The 16,815-nt window shown below is 42.8% G+C and carries 16 protein-coding genes; 10 read left to right on the top strand and 6 right to left on the bottom strand.

Features of this window, described 5'->3' with window-relative positions; translation table 11 throughout:
* The first annotated feature begins 48 nt into the window (after window positions 1-48).
* The 4 genes from HYI04_RS08625 (at window position 49) to HYI04_RS08610 (ending at window position 2,538) form a co-directional block, all read left to right on the top strand.
* Window positions 49-384 (top strand): YegP family protein, encoded by a 336-nt coding sequence (locus tag HYI04_RS08625; RefSeq protein ID WP_004695228.1) that lies wholly within the window; start codon window positions 49-51, stop codon window positions 382-384.
* A 110-nt stretch (window positions 385-494) separates the two neighbouring features.
* The gene (locus HYI04_RS08620) at window positions 495-941 is read left to right on the top strand and encodes a nuclear transport factor 2 family protein (protein ID WP_004695230.1); all 447 of its coding nucleotides are present in this window, start codon (window positions 495-497) and stop codon (window positions 939-941) included.
* 98 nt (window positions 942-1,039) lie between these two features.
* Window positions 1,040-1,444: an NUDIX hydrolase gene (locus HYI04_RS08615; protein WP_010327410.1), complete on the top strand. Its 405-nt coding sequence runs from the start codon at window positions 1,040-1,042 to the stop codon at window positions 1,442-1,444.
* A 38-nt stretch (window positions 1,445-1,482) separates the two neighbouring features.
* Complete coding sequence (locus tag HYI04_RS08610) at window positions 1,483-2,538, top strand: DUF1176 domain-containing protein (RefSeq protein ID WP_010327409.1); 1,056 nt, start codon at window positions 1,483-1,485, stop codon at window positions 2,536-2,538.
* Here the strand turns inward: HYI04_RS08610 and HYI04_RS08605 are convergent.
* The 4 genes from HYI04_RS08605 to HYI04_RS08590 all read right to left on the bottom strand — a co-directional run bounded on the left by HYI04_RS08605 (window position 2,535) and on the right by HYI04_RS08590 (window position 6,787).
* Window positions 2,535-3,470 carry a tRNA-dihydrouridine synthase gene (locus tag HYI04_RS08605; protein WP_010327408.1) on the bottom strand — a complete coding sequence of 312 codons (936 nt, stop codon included), beginning with the start codon at window positions 3,468-3,470 and terminating at the stop codon, window positions 2,535-2,537. The two genes, HYI04_RS08610 and HYI04_RS08605, sit on opposite strands and share 4 nt — an antisense overlap.
* Before the next feature lie 62 nt (window positions 3,471-3,532).
* Window positions 3,533-5,119 (bottom strand): ATP-binding cassette domain-containing protein, encoded by a 1,587-nt coding sequence (locus HYI04_RS08600; RefSeq protein WP_010327407.1) that lies wholly within the window; start codon window positions 5,117-5,119, stop codon window positions 3,533-3,535.
* 458 nt (window positions 5,120-5,577) lie between these two features.
* Complete coding sequence (locus tag HYI04_RS08595) at window positions 5,578-5,940, bottom strand: hypothetical protein (protein ID WP_010327406.1); 363 nt, start codon at window positions 5,938-5,940, stop codon at window positions 5,578-5,580.
* A 37-nt stretch (window positions 5,941-5,977) separates the two neighbouring features.
* Entirely contained in the window at window positions 5,978-6,787 is an 810-nt protein-coding gene (locus HYI04_RS08590; RefSeq protein ID WP_010327405.1) for an inner membrane protein YpjD, read from the bottom strand.
* Window positions 6,788-6,925: 138 nt separating this feature from the next.
* On the opposite strand from HYI04_RS08590, the gene ffh reads away from it, so the two are divergent.
* Both ffh and HYI04_RS08580 read left to right on the top strand, forming a co-directional pair.
* Window positions 6,926-8,332 carry a signal recognition particle protein gene (gene ffh, locus HYI04_RS08585; RefSeq protein WP_010327404.1) on the top strand — a complete coding sequence of 469 codons (1,407 nt, stop codon included), beginning with the start codon at window positions 6,926-6,928 and terminating at the stop codon, window positions 8,330-8,332.
* 179 nt (window positions 8,333-8,511) lie between these two features.
* Entirely contained in the window at window positions 8,512-9,111 is a 600-nt protein-coding gene (locus HYI04_RS08580; RefSeq protein WP_010327403.1) for an alpha/beta hydrolase, read from the top strand.
* Here the strand turns inward: HYI04_RS08580 and HYI04_RS08575 are convergent.
* On the bottom strand, window positions 9,102-9,833 hold the full coding sequence (locus tag HYI04_RS08575; protein WP_010327402.1) for a type III pantothenate kinase: 732 nt from the start codon (window positions 9,831-9,833) through the stop codon (window positions 9,102-9,104). The genes HYI04_RS08580 and HYI04_RS08575 overlap by 10 nt on opposite strands.
* A gap of 16 nt (window positions 9,834-9,849) precedes the next feature.
* Window positions 9,850-10,605 carry a biotin--[acetyl-CoA-carboxylase] ligase gene (locus HYI04_RS08570; RefSeq protein ID WP_178896070.1) on the bottom strand — a complete coding sequence of 252 codons (756 nt, stop codon included), beginning with the start codon at window positions 10,603-10,605 and terminating at the stop codon, window positions 9,850-9,852.
* A gap of 28 nt (window positions 10,606-10,633) precedes the next feature.
* On the opposite strand from HYI04_RS08570, the gene HYI04_RS08565 reads away from it, so the two are divergent.
* From HYI04_RS08565 to HYI04_RS08550, 4 genes are all read left to right on the top strand, one after another.
* A complete protein-coding gene (locus HYI04_RS08565; RefSeq protein WP_010327400.1) occupies window positions 10,634-11,437 on the top strand; it encodes a sulfite exporter TauE/SafE family protein in 804 nt (267 codons plus the stop codon).
* A gap of 159 nt (window positions 11,438-11,596) precedes the next feature.
* Window positions 11,597-12,292, top strand: a complete 696-nt coding sequence (locus HYI04_RS08560; protein ID WP_004983028.1) for a GntR family transcriptional regulator — start codon at window positions 11,597-11,599, stop codon at window positions 12,290-12,292.
* A gap of 10 nt (window positions 12,293-12,302) precedes the next feature.
* On the top strand, window positions 12,303-15,755 hold the full coding sequence (smc, locus tag HYI04_RS08555; RefSeq protein ID WP_010327399.1) for a chromosome segregation protein SMC: 3,453 nt from the start codon (window positions 12,303-12,305) through the stop codon (window positions 15,753-15,755).
* Between the two features lie 4 nt (window positions 15,756-15,759).
* On the top strand, window positions 15,760-16,755 hold the full coding sequence (locus tag HYI04_RS08550) for a cell division protein ZipA C-terminal FtsZ-binding domain-containing protein (RefSeq protein WP_010327398.1): 996 nt from the start codon (window positions 15,760-15,762) through the stop codon (window positions 16,753-16,755).
* Window positions 16,756-16,815 lie beyond the last annotated feature (60 nt).

The following is a 16,815-nucleotide window of genomic DNA, read 5'->3' as shown; positions in this document are numbered from 1 at the left end:
CGGTTTTGGTGGATCTACAATCACTTTAAAATAACAATAGGTGAGCTTATGTCAGGATGGTACGAAGTAAGTCAGGCAAATGATGGCCAATACCGCTTTGTTTTAAAAGCGGGAAATGGCGAGGTCATTTTGACCAGTGAACTGTATAAAGCAAAAGCGTCAGCACATAATGGAATTGAGTCGGTGCAAAAAAACAGCCCCGATGATACGCGTTATGAACGCTTAGAAGCCAAAAATGGCAAACCTTATTTTAACTTAAAGGCTGCCAATCATCAGATTATTGGTACCAGTCAGTTTTATGCCAGTGAGCAATCCCGAGACAAAGGCATTGAATCGGTCAAAAACAATGGTTCAAGTACCACGATTAAGGATTTGACGACTTAAGATCAGATTACATATTTTGCTTGTTTTAAGAATTGAAGAAAACCGCGTGTTTGCTATGGATGGCGCACGCGTTTTTTTATGCAGTTTGATTTGTAGTGTGGGAGGGCGATGTGGATTTTCGATTAGTTGGAGATGAGCATGCAGGGCATGAAATTATCTTCAAACTCAAACAATGGGATGATGCCATTTGTAAAATGGATGTACAAAATATCATTCGTCTTTGTCAGAGTGATGTCAGCTTGTTTGATATTGGGTTTGAGCTGCAAGGTGTGCAAGCCTATCAAGAATTGTGGAGACGATATGCCCCATTTTTTCAGGGGGAAATCAAAGTGTTTAGGCGTAACATCAATATTTTTAGTCGTGACGGTTTAGCTTTTTTACATTGTTATTCTAAATTGGATCATGCCAGTGGTGTTGCAACTCCAGAGATTCCTTGGTGCAGAATCACCCTATGTTTTCAAAAAACGGCAGGTGAGTGGTTGGTTGCCCATCAGCATATTTCGGTGCCTGTGGACTTTGAAACTAAAATGTCAAAGCCGATTTATTTTCCAGACTGAGTTCGACTAAAGCTTTGGCTTTGGCACAGATCGAGCCACCTCAGTTTTAGTGAGTTATGTTTTAATGACAACATGAACAACTTAAGAAGAAGGTATCTATGGCATTTCAAGACTTTTACCGACTGAGTTCTCATGCGGTGCTAACCAATGCTGTAGGGCAGGTTTTATTACTGAAAGCCAATTATGCCGATCAGGCTTGGGGGCTGCCAGGTGGAGCCTTGGATATGGGAGAAACCATTCATCAGGCTTTGCTGCGTGAGTGCCAAGAAGAACTCGGTTGTCAGGTTCAGATAGAGTATTTGTCGGGTGTGTACTTTCATGCGGCAGTGACCTCGCATGCCTTTATTTTTAGATGCCATCTGGCTGCATCTGCTGAGATCAGGCTCAGTGATGAACATACGGCCTATGCTTGGTTTGATCTAGATCAGCTGTCGAAAGTACAACGGATTCGCGTTGAAGATTGTTTAAATTATACAGGTATCGTGCAAAGCCGAAGTTTTTGAGTGCAAGATTATATTCCTCTAAAGTGGAGTGAGTGCATATGTTGAATAATAAGATCATAAAACGAAATAGTCCCATTATTGGTGTGTTGCTGATGAGTGCCTTGAGCCAGTTGACTCATGCTGAAACGGGTAACTATTTTATGCATAAAGACTGGGAGCTTGCCTGTGATAATACGGGTATGTGCCGCGCGGTGGGTTATCAAAGTGATGCTCAGTTTGGTCATCCAGTTTCATTACTGATTTCTCGTCCCGCAGGTGCAGGCAGTGCGGTACTCAGCCAAATTCAAGTGGTTGAGGAGTTTACGCAGGATACTGAAGCCAGTTTAAATGTAGGAGGAACATCTCTAGGGAACCTAACCATCGATGCCAAGAAAAGTACCGCGAAACTGTCCAGTGCTCAAAGTGCGCAGTTGCTAAAGGCTTTGGTAGGCGCAGAAGATATTCGTCTCACGACCCAAGCACAGCAATGGCAAATTTCAACTGCTGGGGCAAATGCAGTTTTGCTCAAAATGGATGATATACAAAAACGTGTAAATACACCGAACGCGGTATATCAAAAAGGCAATCAGTCTGAGCAAAATGTTTTACAACCCAAAGCCATCCCTAAAATTGGTATTACGGGATATCGACCTGCAGTTGCCAGTCATTTTGCCGTGGACAGTAAAATTGCCAATCAACTCTTTAAAAAGTTAAAAGCAAAAACAGATGAACAAGACTGTCCAAATCTCTATGAGGCACGATTTTTTGAGGAAGATCGGGTTTCAGTCTATCCGCTGAATGCAGAGCAAGTGGTGGTTCAAGTGCCATGTTGGCGTGGAGCGTACAATGAAGGTCTAGGCTACTGGGTTATGGACAAAGCATTACAAAAGATTCAGCAGCAAGTCACGACATCAGGCTCAAGTTTTAGTGAGGCGCAGATTTTCTCAGAGCAAAAAGGTCGGGGTATTGCTGACTGTGGTATTAGTTCAGAGTGGGCTTGGAATGGAAAGGCTTTTGTCCTTAGTTATCAGGCACAATCGCAGCAATGTAAAGGCTTTGCAGGTGGTGCGTGGAACTTACCCACTTATGTCGCGATCGTTGCGCGAACGGATTAAGTTGAGCTTGCGTTTAGTTTAAGAATAATGTCATCCAGCGGCTTGATACGTTTGACTTCATCCCAGAGGGCTTTGGCTTCTGGATAGTGTTTAGACATCATGCCAAGCCATTGCTTATAACGTCCGACCATATTCATTTCTTTTTTATAGCCGCCGTTTAAGAAACGGATTTGTAAGGTTAGTAGCTCATTCCATGTCAGCAAAGGTGTGTCGATATTTTGACGAATACATTGGGTCAAATCAGGTATGGTCACGGCACCACGTCCAATCATCAAATCTTCACAGCCAGACTCTAAGCGACACTGTTTCGCGTCTGCATTGTTCCAAATTTCACCATTGGCAATCACATTGATCTTCAATGCTTCACGAATCGGGCGGAGCTGATCCCAAAAAGCGGGTGGGGTATAACCATCGGCTTTGGTACGTGCATGCACGGTAACCCATGCTGCACCTGCATCTTCAATGGCATGAGCATTGTCCAACATAAAATGTCGGTCCATATAGCCTAAGCGCATTTTCGCAGAAACAGGAATATGTGCAGGAACCGCATCACGCACGGTTTTGACCAGTTCATGCACTACTTCTGGCTCATCTAAGAGTACAGAGCCACCACGGTGACGGTTCACGGTTTTGGCTGGACAGCCAAAGTTCATATCAATGGCGGGTGCACCGAGTTTCACCGCACGGATGGCATTGGCAGCCAGCATTTCAGGGTCATTGCCCAAAAACTGCACATGCACGGGTGTTCCTGCCGCCGTTTTTCCGCCATTGAGTAATTCTGGGCAATACTGGTGGTAAATATGATCGGGTAAGACCGAATTGGTCACACGGATAAACTCGGTCACACACCAGTCGAAGCTACCTACAGACGTGAGAACATCACGCATGATTGGGTCGGTTAAGCCTTCCATTGGTGCAAGAATGAGTTTCACAGCGGTGTCACCAGTCAAATAGAAAAACGGTGTTATACGCAAATCCGATCACGCTGTCTAGTCTAATCCGTTTGGGTTAAATCGAAATAGTTTTCAATCTGTGTCTCCTCGATAAAGGCATCATCATGCGAAACTAAAATAACCGCCCCTGTAAAATCGCGTATAGCCTGTGCCAACAGTTGTCTTGAGTTGATGTCGAGATGATTTTCGGGTTCGTCCAGTAACAGTAAGTCCACAGGCTGTGCTGCGAGACTGATACACAGTAAAGCGACTTTGAGTTGTTCACCGCCACTGAGTAGTGAGATGGGAAGCAGAGCCTTATCTCGTCGAATTCGAAGTTGCCCCAATTGATTCCGACACTCCTCATCGGACAAAGACGGATTCAATAATTGTAAATTGTGTACCGCATTCAGTTCTGGATTCAGTAGGCTAAAGTTTTGATCTAAATATAACGATGCTCCACGCTTAAAAATGTCTCCCGATTGAACATGACTATGATTTTGAATGGCACGAAGTAGGGTCGACTTACCTGAACCATTTTGGCCGCGCAGTTGGATTTTTTCTCCGTTGTGTAAGGCGAAAGAAATAGGCGAGATAGAAAGTGCTGCTAAACCCACTTCTTTCAAACGAAGAATTTCACCTGTTTGTTTAGGTTGAAAATGGAAATCAAACTTTTGTGACTTAATCTGTTCTAGTTGCTGCTGTTTGTTTTTGAGCTCATCTTGCGCTTGTTCCTTTTGGCGAAGTTGTTGCTGCGCGACTCCCGATAAGGTTTGACTCGCACGTTCTTTTTTAAAGTCGAGTAGGATTTTGGCTTGAGAACCAGAGCTTCGTAATTTCTTCCCAGACTTTTGCCTTTTCTGAGCTTTCATGCGCTGCTCATGCTGTTGGACTTGTAATTGTTTTAGTTCGCGTTTCTCTTGCGAGATATTGTGTTGTAGTGCCTGCTGTTGTTGCTCTGCTTGTGACTGATACTCGGCATAGTTGCAACGGAAGTGTTGTAAACCAAAATCATTTAAAACATAGGTATTGGAGATTGGATTTAACAATGTGCGGTCGTGGCTAATGACTAAACAGCCCGCAGGATGCTGAAGGATTTTTTGACTTAACCATGCACGACTTGCATGGTCTAAGTGATTACTGGGCTCATCAAGAAGTAAATAATGCTCAGTTTGTAAAAAAAGGCGACACAGTGCCAGTTTAGTTTTCTGACCTTCACTCAGTTGAGAAACTGAGCTAGATAGATTTGTAGGTAAGTTTGCACTTTCTAGCAATTTCAACCATTCAGTGGGTTGATGCCATGCATGTTCGACGCGGTCATAGTCTTCAAAGCTCGCAGTCGATTGTTCAATACGTTGAAAACTTGCATGTAAGTCAGCAATGTTAAGGGCTTCGGCAAGTGTACAGTTGCTTAAACGCTCGAGCTGACTTAAGTAGGAAAATGACATATGCCAAATCACTTCGCCACTCGCATAATTGGGCATGTGCGCCTGAGTGAGTAGGGACATTAATATTGATTTGCCTTGACCATTTCGTCCAATCAGAGCTGAACATTGGGCAGCGGGCAATTCAAAGTTTAAATGCTGAAACAGTGGTTCATGAGCAAATTGAACGCTGAGATTTTTTACAGTACAGGCCTGTTGGATCATTGAAGACTCCTTTATACAGGACATACAAAATAAATTTTTATAGAGATATAGAGCAGTAAATAAGTTTATTTTGCACGTCAGAAAACACATAAATTAGATTTGACGGAAAATAAGACTTACTTCATTGGTGTTACTCTAAATTGGAAGAAGGGGGGATATTTAGCCAGTATAACAGGTGGATAAAAAATGATCCATTTCATTGTCTTTCTTATGTACTTAAGGTTTATCGATCAATGCTATTGGTTAGGGAGTTTGTCATATACACTAGTCGAAGCTTTCTGTAGATGTAAGTACAACCCGCACGATTGGTTAAGTGAGGCTTTTGTGAGTGCGTGGATGAGTTTTACAGTGGTGCTATACGTTTTTAGTAGGGGTGATAAGCAATAGATAACTAAAATATTGTAGGGTGGTTGGGGGAGTTTTTAGTGTTATGTTACATAAGCTCTATTCTGTAAACTTTATGGAAAATTATTAATTTTGTTCATATTTGTTAGAATTTTTATAGTATCCATATAAGTGTGAATGTAAGTATATTCATAACAAATTTTTTCCCCTTGCTTTATTTCTCCAGAGTATTTTATGTTCTGATGCACATCAAATTCAGGATCAAAATTAAATTTATCTATTTCCTTTTGATTATTCTGTATTACAAAATACTCCTGACTAAATCTAGCTTTTGTTGACTTAATGCCCAACAAGTAGCCACAATTTTTAATTTTATTTGTTGAGTTTATTGCAGAATCTAATTGTTTTTTATGAAAAAAATCGCTGCAAACCCATGTGATTAAAGTGAATGCAAATACTACAAAGAAAAATTTCATTATAAGTTTAATTTTCCTAAAGTTAACATAAAATACTTTATCGACCTAAAATCATTTCCAATACAAACTTAGATCCGATAAAACCGACAGCCAACAAGAAGAATCCAATTAAGGTAAAACGAATCGCTTTTTGACCGCGCCAACCAAAACGGTAATGTCCGATGAGCAAAGCCCCATACACAAACCAAGAAATAATACTAAAAGCGGTTTTATGTGCCAGATGTTGGGCAAAAAAGTTATCGATGGTAAAGAAACCAAACACCAATGCTACAGTCAGTAAAAGAAAACCCGTTTTAATCAAGTCAAACAGTAAAGATTCCATCGCTTGAAAAGAGGGCAGTAAGTTGACCCAAAAGCGTTTTTTTTGTTTGTTCTTTAACTCTCGATCTTGGAACCATAAAATCACGGCTTGTATGGTCGCCATGAGTAGCACTGCATAGGCCGACAGCGATAAAATAATATGAATATCTAAACCCAATGAGCGCTGTTCAATAAATTGAGTGGACTGACTAAAGGCAAAACCTAAAATGAGTCCTGTCGCGGCCACAGGAATGCCAATCAGGTTCAAAGCTAGAATTGGACGATAAGTGCTATAGAGTAGACTAAGTAATAGCATGAGCCCCGATGTAAATGACATTAAGACAAAAACGTCATAATTCACTCCCATCGGTGTGAGCATGTCATGGTACAAAACAGTGGCATGTAGCAATAAGCCTAGGCCTAAAATAATGCCAATAAACCAATGGTTTGGATCACGTTTAGCCATTAATTTGAGAAACAAATACCAAAAAGAGGTGGTATAAGCGACTAATGCTAAGATGGTGTAAACCAAGGGCAGGCTAATCATGTCAAACCTTTTTCAGGATGATGAATATTCATTTATATAAATTCGGTGCGAACTACAGTATCCTATAGCATTCTATGCATAAATTTTCTATTTTAAGAAAGATTTTTTTGCAACTAGCAATTTTAAGCGGATTTTGCAATGTTTGATACCTTAACGGAACGACTCACGCAGAGTTTAAGAAATGTTACTGGCTCTGGGCAGCTAACCGAAGACAATATTAAAGATACCCTACGTGAAGTACGTATGGCACTTCTTGAAGCCGATGTTGCACTTCCTGTAACTCGTGAATTTATCGCGAAAGTTAAGGAAGAGGCGTTGGGTCAAGAAGTCATGACTCAATTATCGCCGGGCCAAGCATTTGTTAAAATCGTGCATGACGAATTAACAAAAATGATGGGCGAGGCAAATGAAAGCCTTGATCTTGCAGCAAAACCTCCTGTTGTGGTTCTACTTGCAGGCTTACAAGGTGCAGGTAAAACAACAACGGCTGCAAAACTTGCTCGCTTCTTACAAGAACGCCAAAAGAAAAAAGTAGCGATGGTATCTGCCGATGTTTACCGTCCAGCAGCAATTAAACAGCTACAAACCGTTGCAGGTGAAGTAGGCGCGATTTTCTTTGAATCGAGTGCTGATGAAAAACCGATTACCATTGCAACGCGTGCAATTGAACAAGCCAAAATTCAGTTTGCGGATGTCTTGATTGTCGATACAGCAGGTCGTCTACACGTAGACGATGAAATGATGGACGAGATCAAAGAACTTCACGCGGCGATTAAGCCAACTGAAACTTTGTTCGTGGTCGATGCAATGACCGGTCAGGATGCGGCAAATACAGCCAAAGCCTTCAATGATGCACTGCCATTAACAGGTGTGATTCTGACCAAAACTGATGGTGATGCGCGCGGTGGTGCGGCGCTTTCAGTACGTGCAATCACAGGTAAGCCAATCAAATTCTTAGGCATGGGTGAAAAGCTCGATGCCTTAGAGCCATTCCATCCTGAACGTGTTGCACAGCGTATCTTGGGTATGGGTGACGTACTTTCTTTGGTCGAAGAGCTTGAACGTAAAGTCGACAAAGAAAAAGCCGAAAAAATGGCGAAAAAACTGCAAAAAGGCGGCAGCTTCAACTTTGAAGATATGCTAATGCAGTTTGAGCAAATGAATAAAATGGGAGGCATGATGGGCTTCTTGGATAAGTTGCCTGGCATGAGCAATGCAGGGATTCAAGATGCGTTGGCGCAAGCGAACCCTGAAAAGCAAGTGAAAAAGATGGAAGCGATTATCCAATCGATGACCATCAAAGAGCGTCGTAATCCGGACCTGATGAACCCAAGCCGTAAAAAGCGCATTGCAGCAGGCTGTGGTATGGATGTTGTTGAAGTCAATAAATTGATTAAACAACATGCGCAAATGGCGAAAATGATGAAGAAATTTGCCAATCCATCGGGTATGGCAAAAATGATGAAATCATTAAGCGGTATGCAAAAACAGTTTGGTGGTGGCGGCGGAATGGGACCATTATTTGGTGGGAACGATAAGAAGTAATCTGCTTCTTACCATTTCAGAAAAAGGCGCGTTGAGCGCCTTTTTTTTGTTGTTTTGTAAGTCATGGAAATTATTGTGTGCGTTTTCAATACCGTCGCTTAATAACAAAAACGCACTGTTTATGGCTTGAAAGTTGCGTAAAATTTATTCTTTTCAAACATTATAATAAGAAGTTGAAAATGAATGGATCAAAACAACATATCTATATTGTGCATGGCTATCAAGCATCGCCCAATGACCATTGGTTTCCGTGGCTAAGTCAAAAACTCAGTCAGATGGATCTGCATGCTGAAGTAAAACGCTTAGTGCTTCCGCATAGTGATGCACCACATTTCGAAGAATGGCAACAGGCTTTGGCCCTGCAAATGACCACTTTGGATGAAAATACCATCATTATTGCGCATAATTTGGGGTGTCTGGCGACTTTACATTATCTCAGTAGTAAACTGCGTGAACGTCGAATCAAAGCGATCTTCTGTATTGCGGGCTTTAAAGCGGCTTTAAAAAGCTTACCTGAGTTAAGTGGTTTTATTGCGCAAGCGAAGCTGGACAGCGGTATACTCCACTCTCACATCGCTTCACGTGTGGTGATGTTTTCCAATAATGACCCTTATGTTCCACCGCCTTTGGCGCTTACCTTTGGACACTTTTTGAGTGCAGAGGTATTGGAAGTGAAACGTGCAGGAAATTTTATGCGGGAAAATGGCTATGCTGAATTTGAGCTACTGCTCAATACCTTAAAACCCCTTTTACAACAACAGGCGGTGGCTCAGGGTTGATGCTGAATATAATATTGTAGCCCTTTAAGTAATAAATCATTTTCAATACGTGGTGCATACTCTGCCAAATAGCGTGCAAATACAGGCGCATCACCGCCAGTTAAAATCAGTTGGCGTGGAGACTGTTGCAAGACTTTTTCAATGGTACTGACCAAACCGAGCAAAATCCCATGATGCACTGCGTCGATGGTATTACGACCGGGCCCAAGTTCATCAAAAGCCGCATCTGGAATTTTAATGCCTTTGGTGTTTTGGATCAGCGAGTCTCTTTGTAAGTAGAGATTTGGTAAAATATAGCCGCCCAAATGCTGTAAACCATCTGCCAAGTCGATGGTCAGCGCCGTACCACAGCTAATCACACAATAGTTCTGCTCTGGATTACGTGCGACGGCCAACACTTGCAGCCAACGGTCAATTCCGAGTTGTTCAGGCTGTTCGTAACCACACTGCAGGCCTGCATAGTTGGCCTGCACTTGAGCAAAGGTGATCGGCACATTTAAACTTTTTAAAAGTCTACGGATTCGGTCATTATTTTTTTTGTCCTGAACCGAAGAAACACCAATCTGTTGGATGTTTAAGTTTTTAAAATGCTGAATTAGACCTAAAAGCAAATCGGCAGGGGACTGTAAATGTAACTCAGCCCCTTGCTCTAAAATTTGATCTTCCTGCGTAATCCAATATTTTAGGCGGGTATTACCAATATCTAACCATAAATTTTTCATGATGATGCTCAATCATTTAAACAGGGGTCACTGGGCGTAAACGGCCTTGATAAAAATTTTCAACACCATTGGCGGTCTGAATTTGTACCGCACCATCATCTTGAATGCCTAAGAATAGGCCTTGAGACAGACCCTTCATATGTTCAAATTCAACGGGTTGCTGCATAAAGGCTGCGTAATGATTGAAACGAGAAGCCAGATTTGCACTGTTATGGGTGAACCATAGGCCTGCTTGTTGAATTGCCAGATATAGTTCCGCCATTAAGCGAATTCGCTCTGCTTGGGCTAAACCCAGCTGTTCAAGTGAGCTGGTGGCTTGATCAAGCTGGGTATCTTCGACTTGGTTGATGTTGATGCCCACCCCAATAATCGCTTGGTGGCTTGACAGTGGTTCAACTAAAATCCCGCCCCATTTACCTTGAGCACTATAAAGGTCATTCGGCCATTTCACTTGCAGAGCAAGGCCTTGCAAACTCGGCATTTGCAAGATATTTAACGCAATTTCTAAAGCCAAGCGCCCATTTATAGGTGTTTTGGTCTGTAGCAATGTGCTTAAATAGATGTTTCCTTCAGGAGAAACCCATTGTCGTTGACGCTGTCCACGACCTTGAGTTTGTCGTGTACTGCAGACCAAAACGCTCTGAATCCCTTTTTGCGCAATTTCACGCACATCGTCATTGGTGGATGTGGTAACTGGCTTAAGCAATAAAACTTCAGGAAGTTGCTGTGCTTCAGCGAGAAGCTGTTGTAATTGGCGTGTCTCTAAATCCATATGAATCTGAGAAAAGTGAAAAATGATCATGGAGTTAATCATATATTTACTGATTGGTGCAATCGCTGGTTTTGCTGCGGGGCTATTTGGGGTCGGTGGTGGACTCATTATCATCCCGATTTTATATGTGGTGTTTACTCATCTGAACTATGACCCGAGTGTCATTATGCATATGGCGGTTGGCACATCACTGGCTACGATTATTGTCACGTCAATGAGTTCAGTGAGTGCGCATCATAAACGCGGGGCAGTGTTATGGTCTGTGTTTCGCAATTTGGCTCCAGGTTTAGTCATGGGTGCTTTTTTAGGTGCGGGCATTGCAGACTATATGTCGGGACATGGCTTACAACTGCTGATCGGTTTTTTTGCGGTATGGGTGGCGTACAAAATGTTTAGTGGCGCACATGTTGAGGTCGATCCTTCGCGTCAGTTACCCTCTACAGGCAAACAGTTATTTGTCGGTGCAGGCATTGGTGTGGCTTCTGCGATCTTTGGCATTGGTGGGGGAAGTTTGACGGTGCCGTACTTAAACCGTCATGGTGTGGTTATGCAAAAAGCGGTGGCGACGTCTGCGGCTTGTGGCTTACCAATTGCAGTGGCTGGAGCTTTAGGTTTTATGTGGTTCGGGCATCGGGCTGAAGTGAATGTACCGAATACCATTGGTTATATTCATGTCTATGCATTTTTCGGGATTGCGGTCATGAGTTTTATCACTGCCAAGTTTGGGGCAAAAGTGGCGCATCTTTTATCGCCTGCGATGTTGAAAAAGTGTTTTGCTGGTTTGTTGGTGGTAGTTGGTTTATATTTTATTTATCAAGGTTTTAGTTCTTAATTTCTTTGACAATGTTGTGTGCGTTGCTGTTGATTGGCATTATAGACGGTAAAATTGTTAGACAATGACATAGTGTTTAGCGTTTAAGATCGGGTAAAACCTAAAAATAGGTCACTAAAGACCATGGATTGCATCTTATAAAAACAAGTTAGGAACAGTATGCAAGCACATGATACAGAGAGTTTGTCCGAACAAATTGCCAAGCACATCAGTGAACAAATCATTCGCGGTGAGTTGGTCGAAGGTGAGCGCATACAAGAATTACGTATTGCCGCTGAACTGGATGTGAGTCGCGGCTCGGTGCGTGAGGCCTTGTTACTGCTTGAACGTACACATCTGATTGAAATCTACCCGCGCCGCGGCGCCATCGTTTCTGAAATGTCCGCTCAGCAAGTGCGCGCCTTGTTTGACACCAGCAGTCTACTGTTGGGGCAAATTGTGCAACGCATAGCGGAAACATGGCGTAGCTATGAAGCGGAACGTTTACAGCTGTTATTGGATGAGTTGGGGAATCAACTGAAACAGGGTAGTATCGAAAAATTTTATGATTTGATTTTTGAAGGATTGGCGCGCCAGCATGAAATGGTGGGCAATGCTTATTTGATGAAGTTTTACCAAGAACTGTTACCCTCGATACGTCGGAGCTATTTTTTAACCTTAAATACTTCGCGTAGAGAGTTACAAGAATCTTATGATTTATTTAAACTGGTGACTGATGCGGTTTTAATCAGAAAATCACAACAAGCTACTTTATTTATGGAAGATTTTTGTCGACACTTACGTAACTTGGTGTTGGAATCTCTGACCCGAATGAAACAAATTGAACTTGCGTGGGCGAGACGCTCACGACGTTAGTCAGGACATTATGCGTTTAAGCAGTTTAAAACTTTCCGGCTTCAAATCTTTTGCCGACAGCACCACGTTACACTTTAAAGATAACCGCACAGCAGTGGTTGGGCCGAACGGTTGTGGTAAATCCAATGTGATCGATGCTATTCGTTGGGTCATGGGCGAATCCAGTGCTCGTCAACTGCGTGGTGGTAGTATGCAGGATGTCATTTTTACCGGTACGGCAAAGCGCAAACCCGTGAGTGTCGCGAGTGTAGAACTGCGTTTTGACAACACTTATGGCAAGTTGGGTGGTAGCTATAATGCCTATACCGAACTGGCGGTTAAACGTCAGGTCAACCGAGATGGCAAGTCTGAATACTTTTTAAATGGCACCAAATGCCGTCGTCGGGATATTACCGATATATTTTTGGGCACAGGTTTAGGGCCACGTTCTTATTCGATTATTGAACAGGGCATGATCAACCGTTTGGTCGATGCAAAACCTGAAGAAATGCGAGTTTTTATTGAGGAAGCCGCAGGGGTTTCTCGTTATCAAGCACGTCGCCGCGAAACTTTATTGCATTTGGATCACACCACGCAAAATTTATCGCGTTTAGAAGATATTGCCTCCGAGTTAAGATCACAGCTAAAAACTTTAAAACGTCAGGCTGAAACCGCGATTCAATACAAAACACTGGAAAGCCAAATTCGCACCATTAAAGTCGAAGTTTTATCTTTTCAGTGTGAACAAAGCAGCCGTTTACAGCAAGAATATACGCTGCACATGAATGATTTGGGTGAGCAGTTCAAACTGGTGCGTTCAGAGTTAACCACTTTAGAGCATGATTTGACGTCAACCAGTGAGCTATTTCAACGCCTGATTCAGCAGTCCACGCCACTACAGAGTGAGTGGCAACAGGCCGAGAAAAAGCTGGCTGAGCTGAAAATGACTTTGGAACAAAAGCAGACACTGTTCCAGCAAAACACCACCACTTTGGCACAGCTTGAACAGCAGAAGGCGCAAACTAAAGAACGTATGCAACTGATCGAGCTGCAACTGGAAAGTTTGCACGAACAAAATGAGCTTCATACCGAACAGTTACAACAGCAAGAAAGTCAAAACCAACAGCAAAGCCAAGGTTTAACGGATTTAAAAGCACAGCAGCAACAGCTGCTTCAACAGTTTGAACAAGTCAAAAGTTTGGTTGAAAAACAGCAGCAACAAAAAACGCAAATGTTGGCGCAAAGTGAACAGTTGGCCAAAAATATTTTACGCTTTGAACAGCAAAAGCAGATTTTAGAGCAGCAAGCGGCGCAAATTCAAAACCAAAGCCAGTTGGATGCGATTGATCAACTGTTACATGCCAAGCAAAACGCCGAGGCACAGCAGTTACAACGTGAGCAAAGTATCATTGAGGTACAGTTGCAGCTGGATGATTTGCGTATCCAACACCAAGCTGCTCAAACTGAGCTGAATGAACATAAAGCAGATATACAGGTTTTGAGTGCCGAACAGAAGCACCTCAAACAGCTTCTGGTCAAAGTCAGTGCCTTAAAAAATAGTGATCATCCACAGTTGATGCATGTGCTGCAGCTTAAAGATGCGGCTAAAACCCATGCCGCGCTGGTCGAAAAATTCTTAGCCAAATGGCTTTCAGCGCATTGTTTGGACAACAGCGATGCATTCACCGATGCCGTTGCACGTCAGTTAACGCCTCAGCCGCATGTTGAGCTGATCGAAATTGCAGGTTGCGATAGCCTAGCCAGTTGGATTGAATCGCCACAATCCTCTTTGTGGCAACAGGTGGGAGTGACCACCAACTTAAAACAAGCCCTCGCTTTGCAAAAGCAATTGAAAGATGGTCAGTCTCTTCTAAGTTTAGACGGTTATCATGTTGGCGTGGACTGGGTGATTGGTCTGGATTATGACGAAGCGAGCCAAGCTGGACAGGGGGCGCTCAGTCATCGAATTCGTTTAGATGAAATTGAACAGAGTCTTGCTGAAAAAACAGGACTTCTGACTCAGCTTGAAACGAAAACCACAGAACTTCGTACTCAAGTTCAAGCAGTAGATGAGCAGTTAAAAGCGGATCAACAGCTATTGAAAAAAGAAGTTCAGGCAACCCAGCAGATTGACTTGAATATCGCCAAAGTACAAAGTACCAACCAAGCCTTTGAAGTGCAAAAACAACAATTGGCCAATCAACTGGCACAGTTAGACAGTCAACTCGAAGAAGATGCCATGCAAAAAGATGATTTGGAGATTGATCTGCATGCATTGACTATTAAGCTAGAACAAAACTTGCCTAACTACAAAACCATGCAGTTCCAAGTGGAGTCTTTGACTGAGCAACTGGATGACAGCCAGCAGCAGGCACAGCAGGTTTGGCAAGCGCTTGAAATGGTACGTCGTCAGGCGGTACAAACTACACAGCAGATTGAACTGTTAGAAAAAGACAGTACTTTCTTAAAAGCACAGTATCAGCAAATATTGTCACAAATGGAGCAGGCCAAAAAGTTTATTGACCCTGTACAACTTGAGTTACCCGCCTTAGAAAGCCAGTTTAGTGAACAAGCACAGATCACTGAAAAGCTACAAAAAACATGGTCTGAATGGCAAGTTGAGCTGAATGCGGTACAAGAGCGTCAGCAGAGTTTAACCGAACAACGTCATCAGCATCAGCAACAAGATGAAAAGCTGAGAACTCAGTTAGAAGAAAAACGGTTAGCGTGGCAAGCTGCAAAGTCAGACTTACAACATTATTCTGAACAGCTGAAAGAGATGAATGTTGAAGCTATTGAGGGTTTGAACATTGAGATCAGCAGCCATCAACAGATTTTGGAAAAAGCGCAGCAGCAGTTTGAGAAATTGGGTGCAGTGAATTTGGCGGCTTCAGAAGAATATGAAGACGTGTCTAAACGTTTTGAAGAGTTGAGCCATCAAATTCAAGATTTGGAAAATACCGTTGAGCAGTTGCGTGCTGCAATGAAAAGTATTGACCAAGAAACCCGTAAATTGTTCATGAGCACTTTTGATCGGGTCAACACCGAACTACAAGATCTGTTCCCGAAAGTTTTCAATGGCGGTGAAGCGAGTCTGACTTTAGAAGATGACTGGCAGTCTGGGGTTAAACTCATGGCCCGTCCGCCAGGCAAACGCAATAGCTCTTTGGCGCTACTTTCAGGGGGAGAAAAAGCCCTGACCGCATTGGCCTTGGTGTTTGCAATTTTCCGTCTCAATCCATCGCCATTTTGTGTTTTGGATGAAGTTGATGCGCCTTTGGATGATGCGAACGTGGGAAGATTTTGTAATCTTGTAAAAGAGCTTTCTGAACAGGTGCAATTCATTTACATTACCCATAATAAACTCGCAATGACGATGGCGACCGACTTGTTAGGTGTTACGATGCCTGAACCGGGAACATCAAAGTTAGTGACTGTAAATTTAGAACAGGCAAAAGAATACGGTTTAGTCGCGGAGGCCTAATAAGATGGAATACACAACAATTATTGGTATCGTCATAGCAGTGATCATTATGCTGTTTGGGGTTCGAATGATTTTTCGAAAGCCGGCAGATGCAGCGCCTTCACTTGAGTCCGCATTGCATATCGATGCTGACAGTCAAAAACCGATTATCCCGCGTCACGTACGTGACCAACTGCAAACGGCATCAGTTGAAGAGGCTGAACGTAAAGAGCCGACTTTAAACGAAAGCTCTGTAGAAGAGACACTGCCTGAAAAAGCCGAACCGAAAGCTTTGGATGCAGACAGTGTGCTCGAAAGCAGCAGTACTGAACCAAGTTTGGATGCATCAGCTGAGGTAGAAAATAAAGCAGTAGACTCAGTCGCTCCTGAAAATGCAGTAGCAGATGCAACGGAATTAACGACTGAAAGCGCAAGCTCCTCGCTTGTCGATGACCAAGCAAAAGCGGATAAAGCTGAATTTAGTTTAAATGCCAATGTCGAAAAAGCCGAAATTTCAGAGTTTGACGATGAAAGCAGCATTTTAGATGCACATTTGTATGAGCAAAAAATTGTCGATGATGAAAGTGCCTTAGCCACAGCAGAGTCGTTTATTGCCCTGAATGTTTATCCTGAACGTCGCGCGTTGTCTGGTGAGAAAACCTTAAAAGTTTTAATGAAGTATGGTTTACGTTTTGGCGAAATGTCTTGTTTCCATCGTTATAACGAAGATGGAACCAAATTGCTGTTCTCTGTGTTGCAAATTACTGATACAGGCATGGATGGTTTTGACTTGGAAAATCTGTCGACCGATCCAATTAAAGGCTTGGCATTTTTCTTGGCCTTACCACACCGTGACGTGCAAAATGCCTTCGACACCATGGACAGTATTTCACGTTTGATTGCTCGTGAAATCGATGGAACGGTTTATGACCAAAACAACCAAGAGTTCACGCCACAACTGCGAGAGCATTGGCGCCATTTGGCGATTGATTACCGTGCTGGACAAGCAATCGACGCTTAATCTGATTGAAAGCAGTGGTAACGATTTCTATAATAGACAGTAGAAATACAATTTTTAGGG

The organism is Acinetobacter sp. SwsAc2, assembly GCF_013391465.1.
GTDB classification, from domain to species: Bacteria; Pseudomonadota; Gammaproteobacteria; order Pseudomonadales; family Moraxellaceae; genus Acinetobacter; species Acinetobacter johnsonii.
This window is presented reverse-complemented; position numbering and strand designations above follow the sequence as displayed.